A 17,352-nucleotide genomic window follows, 5' to 3' on the forward strand; every position below is an offset into this window, starting at 1 on the left:
GCATAACAAAGTTTAACTTCATTAAAGCAATTAGCGAAGTTATACTTGAACTATTATAGTGCTCCGCAAAAAGTGATCGGAATATGCTTCGAAGGGAGTCAAATTCTATGAAAGGTCCATTCTATAAATGGTTTAAACGAAAAGAAGAAGGACAAGCAATGGTAGAGTTTGCGCTGGTTTTTCCTATTCTATTGCTTCTTCTATTAGGAATACTAGAGTTTGGCCATATCTTTTTTTCCTATTTGGTGATCCAAAACGCAACAAGAGACGGTGCAAGGAATGGATCTGTTTGGGCTACAGACCAAGAGATCACCCAAATTGTCGAGCAAAAAACAGAGGTTTTAGACCAAAATAATCTTTCCTTAAGTATTTCCCCTTCTCCATCTTCAAGAGAACGGGGAGAACGAATCTCAGTGGTCATTGATTACAAAGTTCCACTGCTTGCCCCATTATGGAGAAATATATTACCTAATCCTTTTCCTATTACGGCTAAGACGGTGATGCGAATTGAATGAAAGAGGTAGTGTTGCTGTTCTTTTGTTATTATTTATGACCATTTTATTAGCCATGGCAGCCTTAGTCGTAGATATCGGCTATCTCATGATTGAAAACCAAAGATTAGGGGATGCACTAGATGCTGCAGCCCTTGCAGGTGTACAAGAGCTGGTTAAAGATCCAGATCAGGCGAAAGCTATAGCAATACAATATGCCAATGAGAATGGGGTAAATCAACCAGAAGTGATCATTGACCTTGAGCAGAATCAAGTCACTGTGAAGGGTGAAAGAACCGTTCCTTTCTTCTTTGCTAAAGCGATCGGTTTTAAGGAAAAGACGATCACCGCTTCTTCCACCGCGCAAATCAAGCAAGTTTCAGGTGGCTACGGCTTTGTTCCTCTAGGAGTCGTTCAGCAATCCTTTCATTATGGTGAGTTATACACTTTAAAATATGACCCGACTGAAGCAACCAATGGTAATTTTGGAGCATTAGCCTTAGGAGGAACAGGGGCATCTAATTACCTACAAAATTTAAAAAATGGCTATCAAGGAAAATTAGAGATTGGTATGAAGATTCCAACTGAGACAGGTAATATGTCTGGCCCAACTAGAAAAGGGATTGAAGACCGAATGGAGTCGGAGGCTGGAAACGACTTATGTGAGGATTATCAAACGGCACCAAGAGATTGCAACCGGATTCTCTATTTACCTGTGATTGATAGTCTCGATGTTAATGGTAGAAACGAAGTGACCATTGTTGGTTTTGCAGCTTTTTACTTAGAAGGATTTACGGGAAATGGGAATGAGTCACGGATTACCGGACGTTTTATCAAAACGCTTTATTCAGGGGATTGGATTAGTTCTGGTGAAAATCAATTTGGTTTATACGCCGTAAAATTAGTGAGATAGTTAGGGGAGAAAACAATGGAAGTCACAAACCGCAAATTATTACTAATCGCTTTAATTATGGGAATCATTGCCACAGGCTTAGTCTATCTGTATCTAGCAAAAGTAGAAGCGGTTAGCCAACAAATTGAACCTACGAAAAAGGTAGTCGTTGCAAAAGTTACGATTCAACCAAAAACGAAGATTACAGAAGAGATGATCGAGTTAAAAGCGTTAAAAACGAGTACAATCCCTTCATCTAGTTATATTAAGCCTGAAGAAGTAATTGGACAAGTCGTAAAAGAAACGATTTACGTAAATGAACCCATTGTTCATGAACGACTAGCAGATGAAGCCTATCAAAAGGCACATTTAGCTTACTCCATTCCTAAGGGATATCGTGCGTTAACTCTACAGTACAACCCAGTGATGGGCATAGGTGGCTTGGTAGAGCCTGGTGACTATGTGGATATTATCGGAACGTATACGGCAGAAACCAATCCAACACAAAAAGATATCTCAAAAATGATCCTACAAAATGTGCTAGTTTTGGCGGTTGGTGAGAAGACGGACAATCTTGAAGGCCAAGAAAAGAAAGAGATTCAAACGATTACGATTGCCATTACACCAAAAGATGCGGAAAAAGTCACATTTACAGAAGAAAAAGCGAGTGTTCGTTTGATGCTTCGACCCATCAATGATGCTGGCAATCTATCCACATCAGGAACGACGAAGGACAATATCTTTACACCATAGGAGGAATCAATAATGGGAGATTGGATTCGTGTGTTAATCGTTGACGATACTGAAGATACAAGGACAAATATTCGAAAAATCTTATCCTTTGAAAGTCGAATCGATATTGTGGGAGAAGCAGCCAATGGTTTTCAAGCAATTGATATGGCATGTAAATATAAGCCAGACATTATTTTAATGGATATCAATATGCCTGATTTGGACGGTATTCAAGCTGCAGAAAGAATTAGTTTAAAATGCCCCACTGCATCAGTGATTATGATTTCGGTTCAGGGTGAGCACGATTATTTTCGCAAAGCGATGTTATCTGGGGCAAAAGAGTTTTTGGTCAAACCTTTTTCTCCTGATGAACTGATTCAGTCGATTATAGAGGTATATGAGCGGAACCAAAAGAGAAATATCCAAGTGTACGCTAACCAAGTGTTAGGGCAAGGCTATGTCCAAAGTCCGAAAATCATTACTGTATTTAGTGGAAAAGGGGGAGTTGGGAAAAGCTTAATTGCTACCAATTTGGCCGTTGGTTTAAATCAATTGCACAAAAAAGTAGTGATTTTAGATTTGGATTTGATGTTTGGCGATGTGGCCGCAATGTTTAATCTGAAAGTGAAAGAAACGATTTACCATGTCGTTCAAGAGATCGATAGACTTGATGCCGAATCGCTTTTACCTTATCTATTAGAAACCAAATCAGGGATTCGTATTCTTCCAGCTCCCATTCAACCTGAACAAAGTGAAATGATTACAGGAAAACACATTGAAAAGATCTTAAGACTTTTACGTGAAACCCATGATTATATTATTGTTGATACTCCTGCACAGATTACTGATCCAGTCCTTGCACTTGATCAATCCAATTTCACCTTGCTTGTGAATACACTAAATGTTCCTGTATTAAGGCATAATCGTACTGTTCTTGAAGTGATGGATACATTAAATTATCCAACAGATCGTGTTCGTCTAATTATCAATCGGGCTGACTTAGATACAGGGGTGAAGCCTAAGGATATCAAAACCGCTTTAGGAATGGAGCCCTATAGTTTATTACCAGAAGATAAATATGCGGATTTGTCAATTAATCGTGGCGAACCATTATTAGAGATGAAGCCGAATAGTCGATGGGCGAAACAGATGAGTAAATTAATAGAACAAATTCTTGCAGAGGATGACAGGCAGAAATCAGAATCATGGACAAAGCGGTTTCTATGGAGTCGGAAAAGAGCATAGAATAGAGTAAAGTCAAATGATATAGGAAAAGGAAATAGGAAAGTAAGGGGGATAGCTGATGTCACTTTTACAACGACTTCAAGGTGAACAACGAAAGGATGGTATTCAGCAACTAAAAAAACAGCATTCCACTTCAGAAGTTATTCTCCAAGAGGATCCTTATGCAGAATTAAAATCAACGATCCATCAAAAAATTTTGGAGGAATTTGGGAAGGAATCATTAGATGATGATTCATCTACAGAAGAGTGGGATAAAATTAAACAGCTGATCGAAAAAATTTTGCAAGAATCGGAAGAACCATTAACAAGGCAACAACGGGAGACCATCTGTCAAGAGATGATTGCTGAAATGAAGGGATTTGGCCCGATTGACCCTTTATTACAAGATGATGAAGTTTCTGAAATTATGGTCAATCATGCTAAACAAGTCTATGTAGAGCGAAAAGGGAGACTTGAACGGGTACCTGTTCAATTTCGAGATGATGCCCATGTGATGCGAATCATCGAGAAAATTGTTTCTCCCTTAGGTAGAAGAATTGATGAAAGTTCACCGATGGTTGATGCTAGATTACCAGATGGATCAAGGGTCAATGCAATTATCCCACCTCTGGCAATAAAAGGGCCAAGTATCACGATTCGTAAGTTTGCTAAGGATCCTTTTCAAATTGAAGACTTAATTGGATTTGGTACATTAACTGAGCCGATGGCTAGATTTCTTGAAGCTGCAGTAAAGGCAAGGCTAAATATTGTGGTCTCGGGAGGAACGGGTAGTGGTAAAACCACGACGTTAAATGTGTTGTCTTCCTTTATCCCAGCTGATGAAAGAATTGTAACCATTGAGGATGCAGCAGAACTCCAATTGCGACAAGACCATGTCATTACACTTGAAACACGTCCCCCTAATATTGAAGGGAAAGGTGCGATTACGATGAGGGATCTCGTAAAAAACAGTTTACGGATGAGACCTGATCGAATTGTCGTAGGGGAAGTCAGAAGTGGTGAAGCATTGGATATGTTACAAGCGATGAACACTGGTCATGATGGTTCTTTAACTACAGGACATGCCAATACACCACGGGATATGTTATCCCGTTTGGAAACAATGGTATTGATGGCTGGTATGGATTTACCTGTTCGGGCGATTAGAGAGCAAATTGCATCTGCGATAGACCTGATCGTCCAACAAAACCGGCTAAAGGATGGTAGTCGTAAAATTACTCAAATTACAGAGGTGCTTGGCATGGAAGGAGATGTCATCACCATGCAGGATATTTTTGTGTACAAGCAACAAGGTAAGGACATCAACGGAAAAGTGGTTGGTTCATTTCAACCTACTGGAATTGTTCCGAAATGCTTTGAAAGCATTCAAACATCAGGGATACCTATTACCACAGACCTCTTCCAGCGGTGAAAGAGTTCGTCACTTTGTGGGTAAGATTGGAGTGAATGACGATGAAATGGCTTGTCCTACTTGTTACATTTTTATTTAACTTCATCTTTATGCTATGGCTTAGTCGTTATTTAGAGATGAGAAGAAATCGGATACGAAAACGGGTACTAGAGATTGAAAGCAATGAATGGCATGAAGAAGTAGTAGACCTTCACAAAAATAAAAAAGAGGACTCCCGATTTGCCCTTTATTCTTTCATTTGGAAAGGGTTAAGCCGGGTGAAATGGATTCAGGTACTGGATCAACGAATTCAACTTGAATTAAAAAAAGCAAACATTATGATGAAATCCTCAGAGTTTATGATTTTTGTATTGATTTCGACGCTAGTAGGAGCGTTCTTAGGTGTATTTTTAGCTGACGGTAATATAGAAAGAGGGTTATGGCTAGGTTTACTCTCCTGGTATGTTCCTTTTATTTGGTTAAAGGCGAAGAAACGAAAAAGAAAGGCTGCACTAGAGTCCCAATTACCAGATATGATCAGCATGACGGCCAATTCTTTAAAGGCTGGGTACTCACTGATTCAATCCCTAGAGTTACTGTCAAGAGAAATGGCTGCTCCTTTATCCGAAGAGATTCAACGGATGTTACAGGAAATGAGATTAGGGGTGAGTACAGAGCAGGCCTTAACTCATTTTAACCAAAGGGTAGAGAGTAAAGATTTGGATTTAATTATTACAGCGATGTTGATCCAACGTCAAGTTGGTGGGAATCTAGCAGAAATTTTAGATACAATAGGAGAAACCATCCGCGAGCGAATTCGCATTAAAGGAGAGATTAAGTCTCTTACCGCACAAGGAAAAATGTCGATGATGATTTTTATGATTTTACCTATTGGTTTAGGGGTTTTTCTACTAATGACCAATCCTGAATACATGAGCGTTTTATTCACCAATCCGATTGGTTGGGCTATGTTAGGAGCTGCTATATTAGGTCAGCTCATCGGAGCGATTCTGATTAAAAAAATAATCAATATTGAGGTGTAAACCATGTCTCAGCAAATGATCTTATTGATTGTGGGTGGAACCGTTGCTTTTATTACGTTTACTATTTTAAAACTTATGTTTAACCATCGCCTCAAGGTCGCTAAAAGAATTATGAATATTGTTGAAGATCGAATGCAAAAGTCTGAGGAAGACCCTTATTCTTTACCTTTTCAAGAAAGAATGGTTAAACCCTTGCTACAAAAGATGGGAAAGTCTGTGATAAAATGGACCCCGTATTCCTTGAAAAAGAGGGAGCATCAATTATTAAATCTAGCTGGCTATCCCCATCATTTAACCTTACAAGAATGGATGACATGGCGGAGCTTGTTTTGGCTTGGACTTGGTGGAGTTTTTACAATGGTTGGGCTTTCGCAAGAAGCAGGAATGAACCAGCTTCTTTTTCCACTTGTCGGCTGGATATTAGGTTATCTTCTTCCAATCTTCTATTTAAACAGAAAGAAAGAGGAACGTAAGGAGGCAATTGTACGGGGACTACCTGAAGTATTAGATATTTTAACGGTAAGCGTTGAAGCAGGTTTAGGATTTGATGCGGCGTTGTCTAAAGTTGTTGAGAAAACAAGGGGAATTCTATCCGATGAATTATATAAAACCTTGCAAGAGATCAAAATGGGAAAGGGAAGACGAGAGGCACTAAAAGCGTTGGGCGAAAGAACAGGTGTTGAAGATATGATTCAATTTGTAGGTTCGATCATACAAGCAGATCAGTTGGGCATTCGGATCGGAAACGTTCTCCGCGTTCAATCAGAGGATATGCGACAAAAACGGAAACAAAGAGCAGAAGAAAAGGCAATGAAAGCACCGATTAAGATTCTTTTTCCATTGGTGTTATTCATCTTTCCGGCGATCTTTATTATTATTTTAGGTCCTGCCGTAATCAATATTATGAATACCTTATTAAAGTAAGGATGATGATTGTGAAAAAAATTACAGTCCGAAAAACAGACTCAAACAAAAAAGTTGGTCAGGATATTTTAATGGCCAACTCTTTTTATACCCGTTTCATAGGTCTCATGTTCAAACCAACATTGGATGAAGTTGAAGGGCTATGGTTAACGAAAACCAAGCAAATTCACACCTGTTGGATGAGGTTCCCTATCGATGTGATTTATTTAAAGAAGTTGAGCGGACGTGATAGCTCGCTAACTTTCGAAGAAACATACCAAGTTGTAGCAGTTGAGGAAAAGATGATGCCATGGAGAGTAGGCAAATGGGTATCTCAGGCAACTGATGTGCTTGAATTGAAAGCAGGTATGATAATGTCGAAACATGTCAAAATAGGGGATATTTTAAAATGTATGGAAAAAATTGATTGATTTTTAATGAAAAAGAGTTAGAATTGTCATATAATTAGGTTAAATGCGGACAATAGTCCTAGAAAAGTTAAAGAGTTGATGTGAATGAGTCTAAAGAACCAAAAAATGGCCTTTATGATCTTTTCTCTTTTTTCGATTACCACTTTGCTATGGGTAAGCTATACTCAATGGATCCCAATCCAATTAGAAGATTACAACATGATCTTAGTCTACCTTTTTTTAATGGTATTGATTAATAGTTTGCCACTAAAAATTGGTGGGATCTTTATTTCATTTACCTTTGCTGTTTCAATCGCTGTTTTTTTAGACTATGGCCTAGTGGTCGAGGTTTGGCTTACCCAAGTTGCTTTTTTAGTCACCCTGTTAATTTCTCCAGAAAAAAGAACCATCCCTAGAATTCTACTAAGTAATATGATGTTTATTTGGATCTCTATTCTTTCAGGTTTTAGTTTTTTCCTTTTTGGAGGAGAGATTCAATTTAGTGTTTCCGAGCTATGGATTCAGCTAACCCCTATATTCATTTATAGTGCTAGCTATTTTCTTGTCAATCATTTTATATTATATTTAATTCGTAGGTTCATTTCTTTAAATCGCGTTCCGATGTTTACAGAGGATATGATTTGGGATGCAGCGACACTTTTACTAACTTTGCCTTTAGGCGTTCTGATGTATATGGTTAAAGCAACATATGGACAAAATGGGATGATTTTCGTTGTCTTTCCTATTCTTATTGTTTCGCATTTATTTAAAATCTATAGTGAATTGCGCCATTCTCATCAGCAGTTACAAGCTCTAAATAAAATATCTGCTTCTTTTACTTCGGAATTAAATCTAGATAAGGCAGTCAGTTCGCTCCAAATGGCAATCAGGGAACTGTTTTCTTTTGATTATAGCTATATCTTTTTAACCAATGGAATCAAATTAAATCCAATCTCGATTGAACATAGTGATGGCACTCGAATCGAAGAGTCCCGTTATCAGGATTTTTCGATCAAAGTGGGCGAAGGTCTAACAGGACGAGTAGCAAACAATAGAGAAGGAGAAATTGTAGGTAGTCATGCAGAATTTTTTACATTAGAGGTTGAGCCAGACTATATTCAAAATAACCGCTCATTACTCTCTGTGCCAATGGTATGGAATCAGCAGACGATTGGAGTGATTACTTTAGGAAGTGCAAGGGAATATCATTTTTCAAAAAAAGATTTAACCATTGCAAAAATTTTAGCAAGTCAAGCCGCTGTAGCGATCCAAAATGCGAGAAAGTATAAAAAAACAGAAGAGAAAAGTAAATTGGATGAGCTTACAGGGTTATATAATTATCGGGCATTTGACCAATTGCTTCAGGATAAATTACAGGAATCAAAAATGAAAGAAGAAAAGCTAAGTTTATTGATCATTGATCTCGATCATTTTAAACAGGTGAATGACCGTTATGGCCATTTAGCAGGAAATGAAGTTTTAAAAATAATTGCAAATTTACTAAAAGAATATACAAGAAAAGAGGACATTATCGCTCGCTATGGTGGGGAAGAATTTACGGTGATTGCGCCAAATACCGATCATGAAGAGGCAAAAGTGATTGCTGAACGAATTCGTTATGCGATCCAACATCATCCCATTAAGTTGACCAATTCCATTGATAGGCAAGCTGAAATTATCATACAAGTTACAGCAAGTATTGGGATTGCTTCTTATCCTGATATGGCTAGCTCTGTGAACGACTTAATTCGCCATGCGGATCGAGCGATGTATTTTGGCTCTAAGCAAGCAGGGAGAAACCGGGTTTCTGTCTATGAAACAGGTTAAAAATAGGAGGATTTATGGCAAAAATAGCAGTGGTTACTGATAGTACAGCTTATTTAACAAAGGATATCATTGAGAAGTATCATATTCATGTTGTACCATTAGCGATTAACTTTGGTACTAGGTCCTATAGAGAAGGGTTGGATCTGTCGACTGAAGATTTTTATGACATGTTAAAAGTGGAACAAGAATTGCCTACGACTTCTCAGCCAGCCATTGGTGATTTTGTGAAGCTATATGAAGAATTAGCAAAGGAATATGATGAAGCAATTGCTATTCATTTATCCAGTGGAATAAGTGGAACGATGAATACCTCGCTTGCTGCAGCAAATATGGTAGAGGGGATTCATGTAGAAGTGATTGATTCGGAAATCGCTTGTTATGCCCAAGGTTTTATGGTGATTGAAGCAGCACAAATGGTTACAGAAGGTAAAAAGCTAGAAGAGATCAAGTCAAGAATTGAATGGATTGTGAAAAATATCAAGGCTTATTTTGTCGTTGACGATTTATCCCACTTGCACCGTGGTGGCCGATTAAATGCGGCGCAAATGATTGTAGGTAGTATACTAAAAATAAAGCCAATCATCTATTTTCAGGATAAAAAATTAGAGCCTTTTGAAAAGGTTCGCACCAAGAAAAAGGCGTTTGAACGTATTTTACAACTACTTGATGGAGATCTCAAAAATGGTGGAAAATTTAAGGTTTCAGTGATTCAAGGAAATGTGATCGAAGAAGCTGAAGAGCTTTTAAACAAGATTAAAGAAACCTACTCCAATGTAGAGGTAAATATATCTGACTTTGGTCCAGTAATTGGGGCACATACAGGGCCAGGTACAATTGGTATCACATGGTATAGGGTAGAATAATTAAACTGGAAGTGATGTTGATGTTTAACCTAAACCAAAAATTAGATCGAATCAATACAGTCCTTTTTATCATCTATGGTTTATTAGGCCTAATTGATCTGTTTTATTTATCTTCCTATTTAAAAATATTGATGGTTTTTAACCTTATCATTGCACTCACCACTCTTTATCTGATGAATCAGCAAATGAAACAAGATCCGATTGTGTACCGATCCCCTATGTATTATTTGAGTTTCTTCTTTTTTACAATGATCACGATTTGGATTAGTGGAGGGTTTCATAGTCTTTTATTTCCCTATCTCTATCTTTTTCCTGTCCTTTATGTATCTGTTAACTTTCCAAGGAAAGGGAGCACAGGAATTGGGATTTTAACTGTTGCTACATTATGGCTGATCTTGCTGCAAGATCCTTCACAGGAAAAATTCGAGCAAACGGTTATCGCAACGATCTTAGTTATCGCAATCCCACAAATTGTTGGATATATGGTGAAAGAATATATTTTGCATATGAGAGCACGCAAATCATGAAATTTCAAGTATATGGTGTTCAATTAGGCCAAAAAATGAGTTGGAACATCACTTTAAATCTTGATATTGATTTAATGTACTGGTATGAACAGGGAATAAAGGAATTAGTCGTGATTGGCTCATTGATGTCAATCGGCCATGCGATGGCTTATCGAGATTCCCTAGACAAAGGTAAGGAAAGTAGGCTAGTAGAAAGGAGTCTACTTTTTTGGAAAAGCAGAGAAAGTGGGGAAAAGTATACGTTCGCAAGGAATGATGTTTTCTCTATAAGAGCAACCTATCAGGGATTTAATCATATTCTTTTAAAGTATGAGGAATGGAAGCAAGAAATAATACCCTTTGTGGAAGGAAAACAGTTGTTACTTGAAGAAATAATAACCTTACTTAAAAAACATCACACGAGTTCTCATTTAACTTCTATAACCGAACTATCCAACTACCTTCAAGTAGGCTATCTTTTAAATGAAATCAATATCTCCTCAGGTGTTTCAGCTCCACAATCTAATCGCACAATCTTAACTCCACCACTAGTTTGCCATCGCTGTGGTTCAACGGAGAAGGTGATGATACAACCTTGTGCCAGTTGTGGAGAACACTGTGCTACTTGCGAATCTTGTATAACGATGGGTAGAAGTAAAACCTGTACCCCACTCATTCACTTCTCAGCTTCTGAACTGGCTATACAAGATCATTCTCTTGATTTACCCTCGTTTACACTTCAACTGTCACCACACCAAGAACATATTGCTAACCATGCTGTACGGTTTGCAAATAGTAAAGAGTTTAAAGAGTTGTTAATCTGGGCTGTAACTGGTGCAGGAAAAACAGAAATGATTTTTCCTGTCGTTTACAATGCTTTAAAACGAGGCAATCGGATTTTGCTAGCCTCGCCACGAAAGGATGTAATCAAGGAGTTATCCCCTCGCTTTAGAAGTGCTTTTCCCGGTGTTGCTATTGTCAGTTTGTATGGGGGAAGCGAAGAAAAGTGGAATCGTGGGCAACTCTATTTGGCAACAACCCATCAAACGATGAGGTTTGTTCAGTTTTTTGATCTTGTGATTGTTGATGAGATGGATGCTTTTCCCTATCACAATGATACAATGCTAGAATTTGTGGTAAAACGAGCGTTGAAAGAAGAGGGGAAAATGATTTTTATGACAGCTACTCCCTCAAATAAATGGTTAGATCGAGTACAGCGAAAAGAAATTGATTCGGTTATCCTACCCATTCGTTACCATCATCATCCTCTACCAGTTCCGCAGATTGAAAGAATTCCTAAAAAAGAAAAGGTAATATTTCAAGCCAATCCAGATGAGCTGATTAGAAGATTTATCGATGAGGTAAAGGTACAAAAAGGACAAGCCTTTATCTTTATCGCAAATGTACGAGATATTCCCATTTGGACGAAAAAGCTTAAACAATGGTTTCCAGATGAAACGATTGCAGGTGTTTATGCTAGTGACCGTGGAAGAGATGAAAAGATAGAGGCCTTTCGAAACGGGGAGATTCAATTTCTAGTTACCACGACGATTATGGAACGTGGAGTAACTGTACCCAATGTTCATGTCTTGGTGATCGGAGCAGAGTCTACTATCTTTGATGAAGCCACCTTAGTTCAGATTGCGGGAAGAGTAGGTAGATCTGCCAATTACCCAACAGGGATCGTTTGGTTTTTGGCAGAATATAAAACCAATGCAATGCTCAAAGCCAAAAAACAGATCGAAAGGATGAATCGATTGGCCAAAGGGATTTGAAACATTTTGCTTGTTCCAGTATGATAGGGATAATAATTAGAATTAAAATAACGAAGGAATGAGAAGGAGTTTTGAATCAATGTCAATTTTACGTATTATCACTGGATTATGGAAAAATCAAGAGGAAACAAGTGAAAGGGCAAAATCCCCTCAACTCAAAACCCGTTATTATAAAGAACGTTTTGATAAGGTGATGGAAGCCGTCACCAGAGTGATCAATAGTAAACCAGATTGGAAGGTTTTCCACATCGATAAAGAACGTGGAGAAATTATGGTAGAAAAGAAAAACCTTTTATGGAAAAGCGATCTGATTATCTCTGTTTTTAAAATATCGCCAACACGTTCAGCAATTGATGTCCTATCTGCTAAAAGAGGGACTTTGGGTGATCTTGGGACAAGTTATTTTAATATTTTAGCGTTTTATAAAGCGTTACATAAGGAGATTAAACCTGAATGATCCGATTTTTCGGACGTGATGTCATAGGGGATCATCGAACAAATCTATTAAAATCCTATCTCAATGCTATATTTTATCCAGAGCATCGTTGTTTGTTATGTGAAAAGCCAATTCAGTCCCATTCTCATGATGTATTACAGAAGATGTTACATCTCCCACACCTATGTATGACATGTAAAAATGAACTAGAAGTGATCCCTTTAAACCACTGTTACCAATGTCATAAGCCGATAGATCCCCAAATCCCTGTTGATAAAGAAGAACCTTTACCCATACAAGAGGGAACATTGCTTTGCCACGATTGCATAGATGCTAATCATGCACTTACCTTTAATCGAAGTGCAGTATTATATAATGATTTTATGAAAGAGAACATTGCCTTGTACAAATATAGAGGGAAAGAGAGCTTATCTCAAATTTTTAGCTACTTACTGAAAATTGCCTACGATTACTACTATAAAGATGTTGACATCGACTTCATTACGTTTGTACCCTTACATTCCAGCCGATTAAAGGAAAGAGGTTTTAACCAAGCAGAACAATTAGCCAGTCAACTTTCCTTTTTCACGGGGAAACCAGTCTATTCCTTATTACAGCGTATCAAAGAGACAGAAAAACAAAGTAAGCATGGAAAATGGGAAAGGTTAAAACAAATAGAAGGTGCCTTTATTATGGAACCTTTAGTAGAAGTCAATTTGCAAGATAAAAACGTTTTGTTGATTGATGATATCTATACCACAGGAGCCACCTTAGAAGAATGTGCCCAGACATTAAAGGGAGCTGGAGTAAATCAGGTATATAGTTTAACTTTAACCCGTGCAGTATGATAGGCATTCCTTGAAAGATTAAATTTCTCATGACAAAATTGAAACTTTTGGATAAACTAAGAGTAAGAAAAAAGGAGAATTAGGGGGAAGACCGATGGTTGGGAAGCTTTCGAATTGTCCGCGATGTGGAAAGCTTTATGTAGCAGGGGTAAAAGAAGTTTGCCCTGCTTGTGAGAAAGAGATTGATCAAGAATATCAACGTTGTGCTGACTATTTACGTGAACATAAAGGGGCAAACATTTATGAGTTAAGCGAGGCCACTGAAGTCACTATTAAACAAATCACCAAATTTATCCGAGAAGGACGTATTTCGATCGCTGATGCGCCAAATATGGGATATCCTTGTGAGTCCTGTGGTACGATCATTCAAGAAGGTAGATTATGTAATCAATGTCGTGGTAGACTAGAACATGGGATTAAACATGTTTTAGAACAAGAAGCAGAAGAAAAGAACAAAGATAAAGGATTAGGATATTATAATAAAGGAAAATTAAAATAGTGATAAACAGGATAATCATAGTTTATATAGAAAACACCAGAATAAATGAGAAATCCGAAGGAAATCAAATCAATTTCGTTAAATTTCAACTTTTATAAATAAAGGAATCCTGCCGATAATGAAGGTAAACCTTCATTATCGGCATTTAGTATGTTAGGGGTGAAAAAACAATGAAAATAAACGATATCAATCGAATCCAAGGCATCAATCGCTATCAACAACAAATCAACCAAAAGGAACGGCAATTAAAAAAGACAGAATCAAAAAAAGATGAAATTAACATTTCGGACGAGGCAAAAGCTTTATTAGAACAAACCAAAGATGTAGGTCGTGAAGAAAAGATAAACCAAATTAAAGACCAAATTAAAAATGGAACCTATCAAGTGGATTCAGGAAAAGTAGCAGAAAAAATCCTAAAGTGGTTTAAATAGAGAGTGGTTTAAAAAAGCAATTGAAGCGAGGGGTAATCATGGCTCCATTTCAAAATCTCATGAAAGTATTCAGTGAGATCTATCAATCTCATATGGAAATGGTAGAGATGGCAAAACGTAAAAAACAAGTGCTGATTGACGGAGATATTGATGAATTGGCCAAAATCACTCAACTTGAAGCGCGTTGGATAAAAAAAATGGGGAAATTGGAAGAGGAACGAGAGGCAATCGTTGGCCAATTTTTTGAGGACAGAGGATTTGTCTTACAGGAATTCTCCATGTCTGATTTATTAAAGCTATTAACTTCTTCGCAGGAAAAGGCACAATTACAAGAAATCCATCAAAAGTTATCTGATGCCATTGATGAAGTGAAAAGATATAACGAATTAAATACGCAATTGATTTATCAATCTTTAGATTACGTTTCTCATACGTTAGAAATGCTTACAGAACAACCTAAACAAGCCTTTACCTACTCGAAACCAACAACCAAACAATCAACAATGCCAAATCGAGGAATTTTTGATCAAAAAGCATAAAGGAGTGGAAGTATGCGTTCCACATTTCATGGATTAGAAACAGCGAAACGAGGATTGTTTGCTCAACAAACGGCAATCCAAACAACCGGACATAATATTGCAAATGCCAATACCAAAGGATACACAAGGCAGATGGTCGATTTTGTAGCTTCTAAGCCTATTGAAGCACCAGGACTTTCCCATAGCACTGCCCCTGGACAATTAGGAACTGGGGTCGATTTTTCCAATATTCGCCGTATTCGGGAGAGTTTCCTTGATGAACAATTTCGTAACCAAAACAAAGACTATGGCGATTGGACCATTCGTCAGGATACATTAGAAAAATTAGAAGCGATTGTCAATGAGCCATCAGATTATGGAATTCGCTCGGTTGTAGATGATTTTTGGAATGCGTGGCAGGATTTAGCGGGCCAACCCGATAACCTTACAGCTCGTTCAGTTGTCATGGAACGGGCAGGCGCGATGGCAGATGCATTTAACGATGTAGCCAGTAAATTGCAAGATTTAAAAAACGATTTAACAGAAAGTATCAATATCAAAGTAACAGAAGTCAATACCTTAACCAAACAAATTGCGAACTTGAATAAAGAAATTTTTAGAGTAGAAGGTTTAGGAGATCAAGCCAATGATTTGCGGGACCAACGAGATCTTCTCACAGACCAATTGTCCAAGTTAGTCAATATTGATGTGATCAATGCGCCAAATGGGTACACCATCAAAATGGGAAATACCGAATTAGTGAACGGTATCAATGTACCTACCGTGTTAGATGCAAATGCATTACCAGCAGACCTAACCAGTGGGGAAATACATGGATATCTCTTGTCACGAGATCAGTATGTGCAAGATTTCCAAGCACAAATGGATGCGATGGTCAAGGGACTCGTCGAAGGAGAATTTGAATTAACCATACCTACTGGGACAATTTTACCTGATGGGACAACTTTAACAAAAACGGATGGAACTACCGTTACCTATACAGGGGATGCGAATCAACGTACAGTAACAAGTGATATAACTGTAATAATAAAGGGGATAAATGGGTTACACCAATTAGGTTATACCCTTCAAGATCCACTACAAGCAGGTGGCCTATTCTTTACAACCAAAGATGGCAGTGGAAGTTTTACTGCGAATAACATTCAAGTTAATCCGGATATTACAGCAGATGTGAGAAATATAGCTGCCTCCACGAGGACCTATACTTATAATGATGGCACCAATCCCCCTGTAGAAAAAGTAGTGAAAGGGAACAATCAACTTGCCTTATGGATTGGTCAGATGCGAAATGTTTCTATTACCTTTGATAACACCAATAACGCAGTAAGTGGAGAAGGCACCTTTGATGAGTATTTTCGCTCAATGGTTGGCCAGTTAGGAGTAAAAGCACAGGAAGCAACTAGACAAGCTGAGAATCAAAAAGTATTGGTTGAACAGGTAGATAGTCGTAGAGAATCAGTGAGTGGTGTTTCTTTAGACGAGGAAATGGCAAATCTGATTAAGTTCCAACATGCCTATAATGCTTCAGCAAGGATGATTACAACGATTGATGAAATGTTAGATAAAGTAATAAATGGTATGGGTATTGTCGGCCGTTAATAGATAGAAAGTAGGGATCGATGGTGAGAGTAACACAGGGAATGTTAAATTCACAAATGCTTCGCAACCTGAATAATAACTTAACCCGCTTAGAAAAGCTTCAAAACCAAATGTCTACTGGAAAAGTGATCAATAAACCCTCAGATGATCCAGTAGGATTAGGTTTTGCTTTACGCTACCGCAGCGAATTAGCTTCTAACGAGCAATACCAGCGTAATGTAGATTCAGCTATTTCTTGGCTTGAATATGGCGATAAAATGATCAATGAGGCCAATGATGTTCTACAACGGGCAAGAGAATTAGCGGTTCAAGGAGCCAATGGTGCAACTCCTGTTCAGGCGATGCAAGCATTAGGTCAAGAGGTCAATCAATTATATGAGCAACTAGTTCAGATTGGAAATAGCCAGTTTAATGGAAAATACGTATTTAATGGACAAATGACTGATGTGAAACCATATGCGGTTGGAACGGCAGAAACGGTAACCCCTGATGCTGGTGTCATTCAATTTGAAGTTGGAATAGGAACGATAATTCCAGTCAATATTTCTGGTGCAGATCTATTTGGGGACCAAAATGATCCTACCAATGCGTTTAAAGTATTAGCTGATTTAAGAGATGCCTTAAATAATAATGATCAGCAAGGTGTTAGTCAATCATTAGGACAATTAGATTCCAGATTAGATTTGATCATGGAGAAATGGGCAGAAATTGGCGCCCGTTCCAATCGGATCGATTTAATGAAAAACCGTTTAGAAAATACGAATATCAATTTACAAGAATTATTGTCTAAAACTGAAGATGCGGACATGGCTGAACTGCTCATTAATATGAAAACAGAAGAAAACATTTACCAGGCCTCCTTATCTACAGGTGCTAGAATTATTCGGCCTAGTTTAATTGATTTTCTAAGATAATATAAAATG

General features: G+C 37.9%; 19 protein-coding genes. All 19 read left to right on the forward strand.

Annotated elements, in window-relative coordinates:
• The first annotated feature begins 107 nt into the window (after positions 1-107).
• The 19 genes from BEN26_RS02675 (at position 108) to flgL (ending at position 17,343) form a co-directional block, all read left to right on the forward strand.
• Positions 108-515 carry a TadE/TadG family type IV pilus assembly protein gene (locus tag BEN26_RS02675; protein ID WP_069801055.1) on the forward strand — a complete coding sequence of 136 codons (408 nt, stop codon included), beginning with the start codon at positions 108-110 and terminating at the stop codon, positions 513-515.
• Complete coding sequence (locus BEN26_RS02680) at positions 508-1,404, forward strand: pilus assembly protein TadG-related protein (protein ID WP_069801054.1); 897 nt, start codon at positions 508-510, stop codon at positions 1,402-1,404. The genes BEN26_RS02675 and BEN26_RS02680 overlap by 8 nt, the downstream gene beginning before the upstream one ends.
• Before the next feature lie 15 nt (positions 1,405-1,419).
• Positions 1,420-2,136, forward strand: coding sequence for a Flp pilus assembly protein CpaB (gene cpaB, locus BEN26_RS02685; RefSeq protein WP_068726279.1), 717 nt, complete (start codon positions 1,420-1,422; stop codon positions 2,134-2,136).
• 12 nt (positions 2,137-2,148) lie between these two features.
• The gene (locus BEN26_RS02690) at positions 2,149-3,360 is read left to right on the forward strand and encodes a CpaE/TadZ family protein (RefSeq protein WP_068726277.1); all 1,212 of its coding nucleotides are present in this window, start codon (positions 2,149-2,151) and stop codon (positions 3,358-3,360) included.
• A 58-nt stretch (positions 3,361-3,418) separates the two neighbouring features.
• On the forward strand, positions 3,419-4,771 hold the full coding sequence (locus BEN26_RS02695; RefSeq protein ID WP_069801053.1) for a TadA family conjugal transfer-associated ATPase: 1,353 nt from the start codon (positions 3,419-3,421) through the stop codon (positions 4,769-4,771).
• 41 nt (positions 4,772-4,812) lie between these two features.
• Positions 4,813-5,793, forward strand: a complete 981-nt coding sequence (locus BEN26_RS02700; protein ID WP_069801052.1) for a type II secretion system F family protein — start codon at positions 4,813-4,815, stop codon at positions 5,791-5,793.
• Positions 5,794-5,796: 3 nt separating this feature from the next.
• Complete coding sequence (locus tag BEN26_RS02705) at positions 5,797-6,717, forward strand: type II secretion system F family protein (protein ID WP_069801051.1); 921 nt, start codon at positions 5,797-5,799, stop codon at positions 6,715-6,717.
• Positions 6,718-6,728: 11 nt separating this feature from the next.
• The gene (locus tag BEN26_RS02710) at positions 6,729-7,127 is read left to right on the forward strand and encodes a DUF192 domain-containing protein (protein ID WP_068726266.1); all 399 of its coding nucleotides are present in this window, start codon (positions 6,729-6,731) and stop codon (positions 7,125-7,127) included.
• Between the two features lie 84 nt (positions 7,128-7,211).
• Positions 7,212-8,933: a sensor domain-containing diguanylate cyclase gene (locus BEN26_RS02715; RefSeq protein ID WP_069801050.1), complete on the forward strand. Its 1,722-nt coding sequence runs from the start codon at positions 7,212-7,214 to the stop codon at positions 8,931-8,933.
• A gap of 14 nt (positions 8,934-8,947) precedes the next feature.
• Positions 8,948-9,796, forward strand: coding sequence for a DegV family protein (locus tag BEN26_RS02720; RefSeq protein WP_069801049.1), 849 nt, complete (start codon positions 8,948-8,950; stop codon positions 9,794-9,796).
• A gap of 20 nt (positions 9,797-9,816) precedes the next feature.
• Positions 9,817-10,323: a hypothetical protein gene (locus tag BEN26_RS02725; RefSeq protein WP_069801048.1), complete on the forward strand. Its 507-nt coding sequence runs from the start codon at positions 9,817-9,819 to the stop codon at positions 10,321-10,323.
• Complete coding sequence (locus BEN26_RS02730) at positions 10,320-12,077, forward strand: ATP-dependent helicase ComFA (protein WP_069801047.1); 1,758 nt, start codon at positions 10,320-10,322, stop codon at positions 12,075-12,077. The genes BEN26_RS02725 and BEN26_RS02730 overlap by 4 nt, the downstream gene beginning before the upstream one ends.
• 79 nt (positions 12,078-12,156) lie before the next feature.
• Entirely contained in the window at positions 12,157-12,534 is a 378-nt protein-coding gene (locus BEN26_RS02735; protein WP_069801046.1) for a DUF1499 domain-containing protein, read from the forward strand.
• On the forward strand, positions 12,531-13,361 hold the full coding sequence (locus BEN26_RS02740; protein ID WP_069801045.1) for a ComF family protein: 831 nt from the start codon (positions 12,531-12,533) through the stop codon (positions 13,359-13,361). Before BEN26_RS02735 ends, BEN26_RS02740 begins: the two co-directional genes overlap by 4 nt.
• Before the next feature lie 94 nt (positions 13,362-13,455).
• A complete protein-coding gene (locus BEN26_RS02745; RefSeq protein WP_068726254.1) occupies positions 13,456-13,860 on the forward strand; it encodes a TIGR03826 family flagellar region protein in 405 nt (134 codons plus the stop codon).
• Between the two features lie 170 nt (positions 13,861-14,030).
• Entirely contained in the window at positions 14,031-14,291 is a 261-nt protein-coding gene (gene flgM, locus BEN26_RS02750; protein ID WP_068726252.1) for a flagellar biosynthesis anti-sigma factor FlgM, read from the forward strand.
• Between the two features lie 38 nt (positions 14,292-14,329).
• The gene (locus tag BEN26_RS02755; protein WP_069801044.1) at positions 14,330-14,830 is read left to right on the forward strand and encodes a flagellar protein FlgN; all 501 of its coding nucleotides are present in this window, start codon (positions 14,330-14,332) and stop codon (positions 14,828-14,830) included.
• A gap of 12 nt (positions 14,831-14,842) precedes the next feature.
• The gene (gene flgK, locus BEN26_RS02760; RefSeq protein ID WP_069801043.1) at positions 14,843-16,429 is read left to right on the forward strand and encodes a flagellar hook-associated protein FlgK; all 1,587 of its coding nucleotides are present in this window, start codon (positions 14,843-14,845) and stop codon (positions 16,427-16,429) included.
• 20 nt (positions 16,430-16,449) lie between these two features.
• Positions 16,450-17,343 (forward strand): flagellar hook-associated protein FlgL, encoded by an 894-nt coding sequence (gene flgL / locus BEN26_RS02765; protein WP_308789514.1) that lies wholly within the window; start codon positions 16,450-16,452, stop codon positions 17,341-17,343.
• Positions 17,344-17,352: the final 9 nt, after the last annotated feature.

Source organism: Tepidibacillus sp. HK-1 (assembly GCF_001748485.2).
In the GTDB taxonomy this organism is placed as follows: domain Bacteria; phylum Bacillota; class Bacilli; order Tepidibacillales; family Tepidibacillaceae; genus Tepidibacillus_B; species Tepidibacillus_B infernus.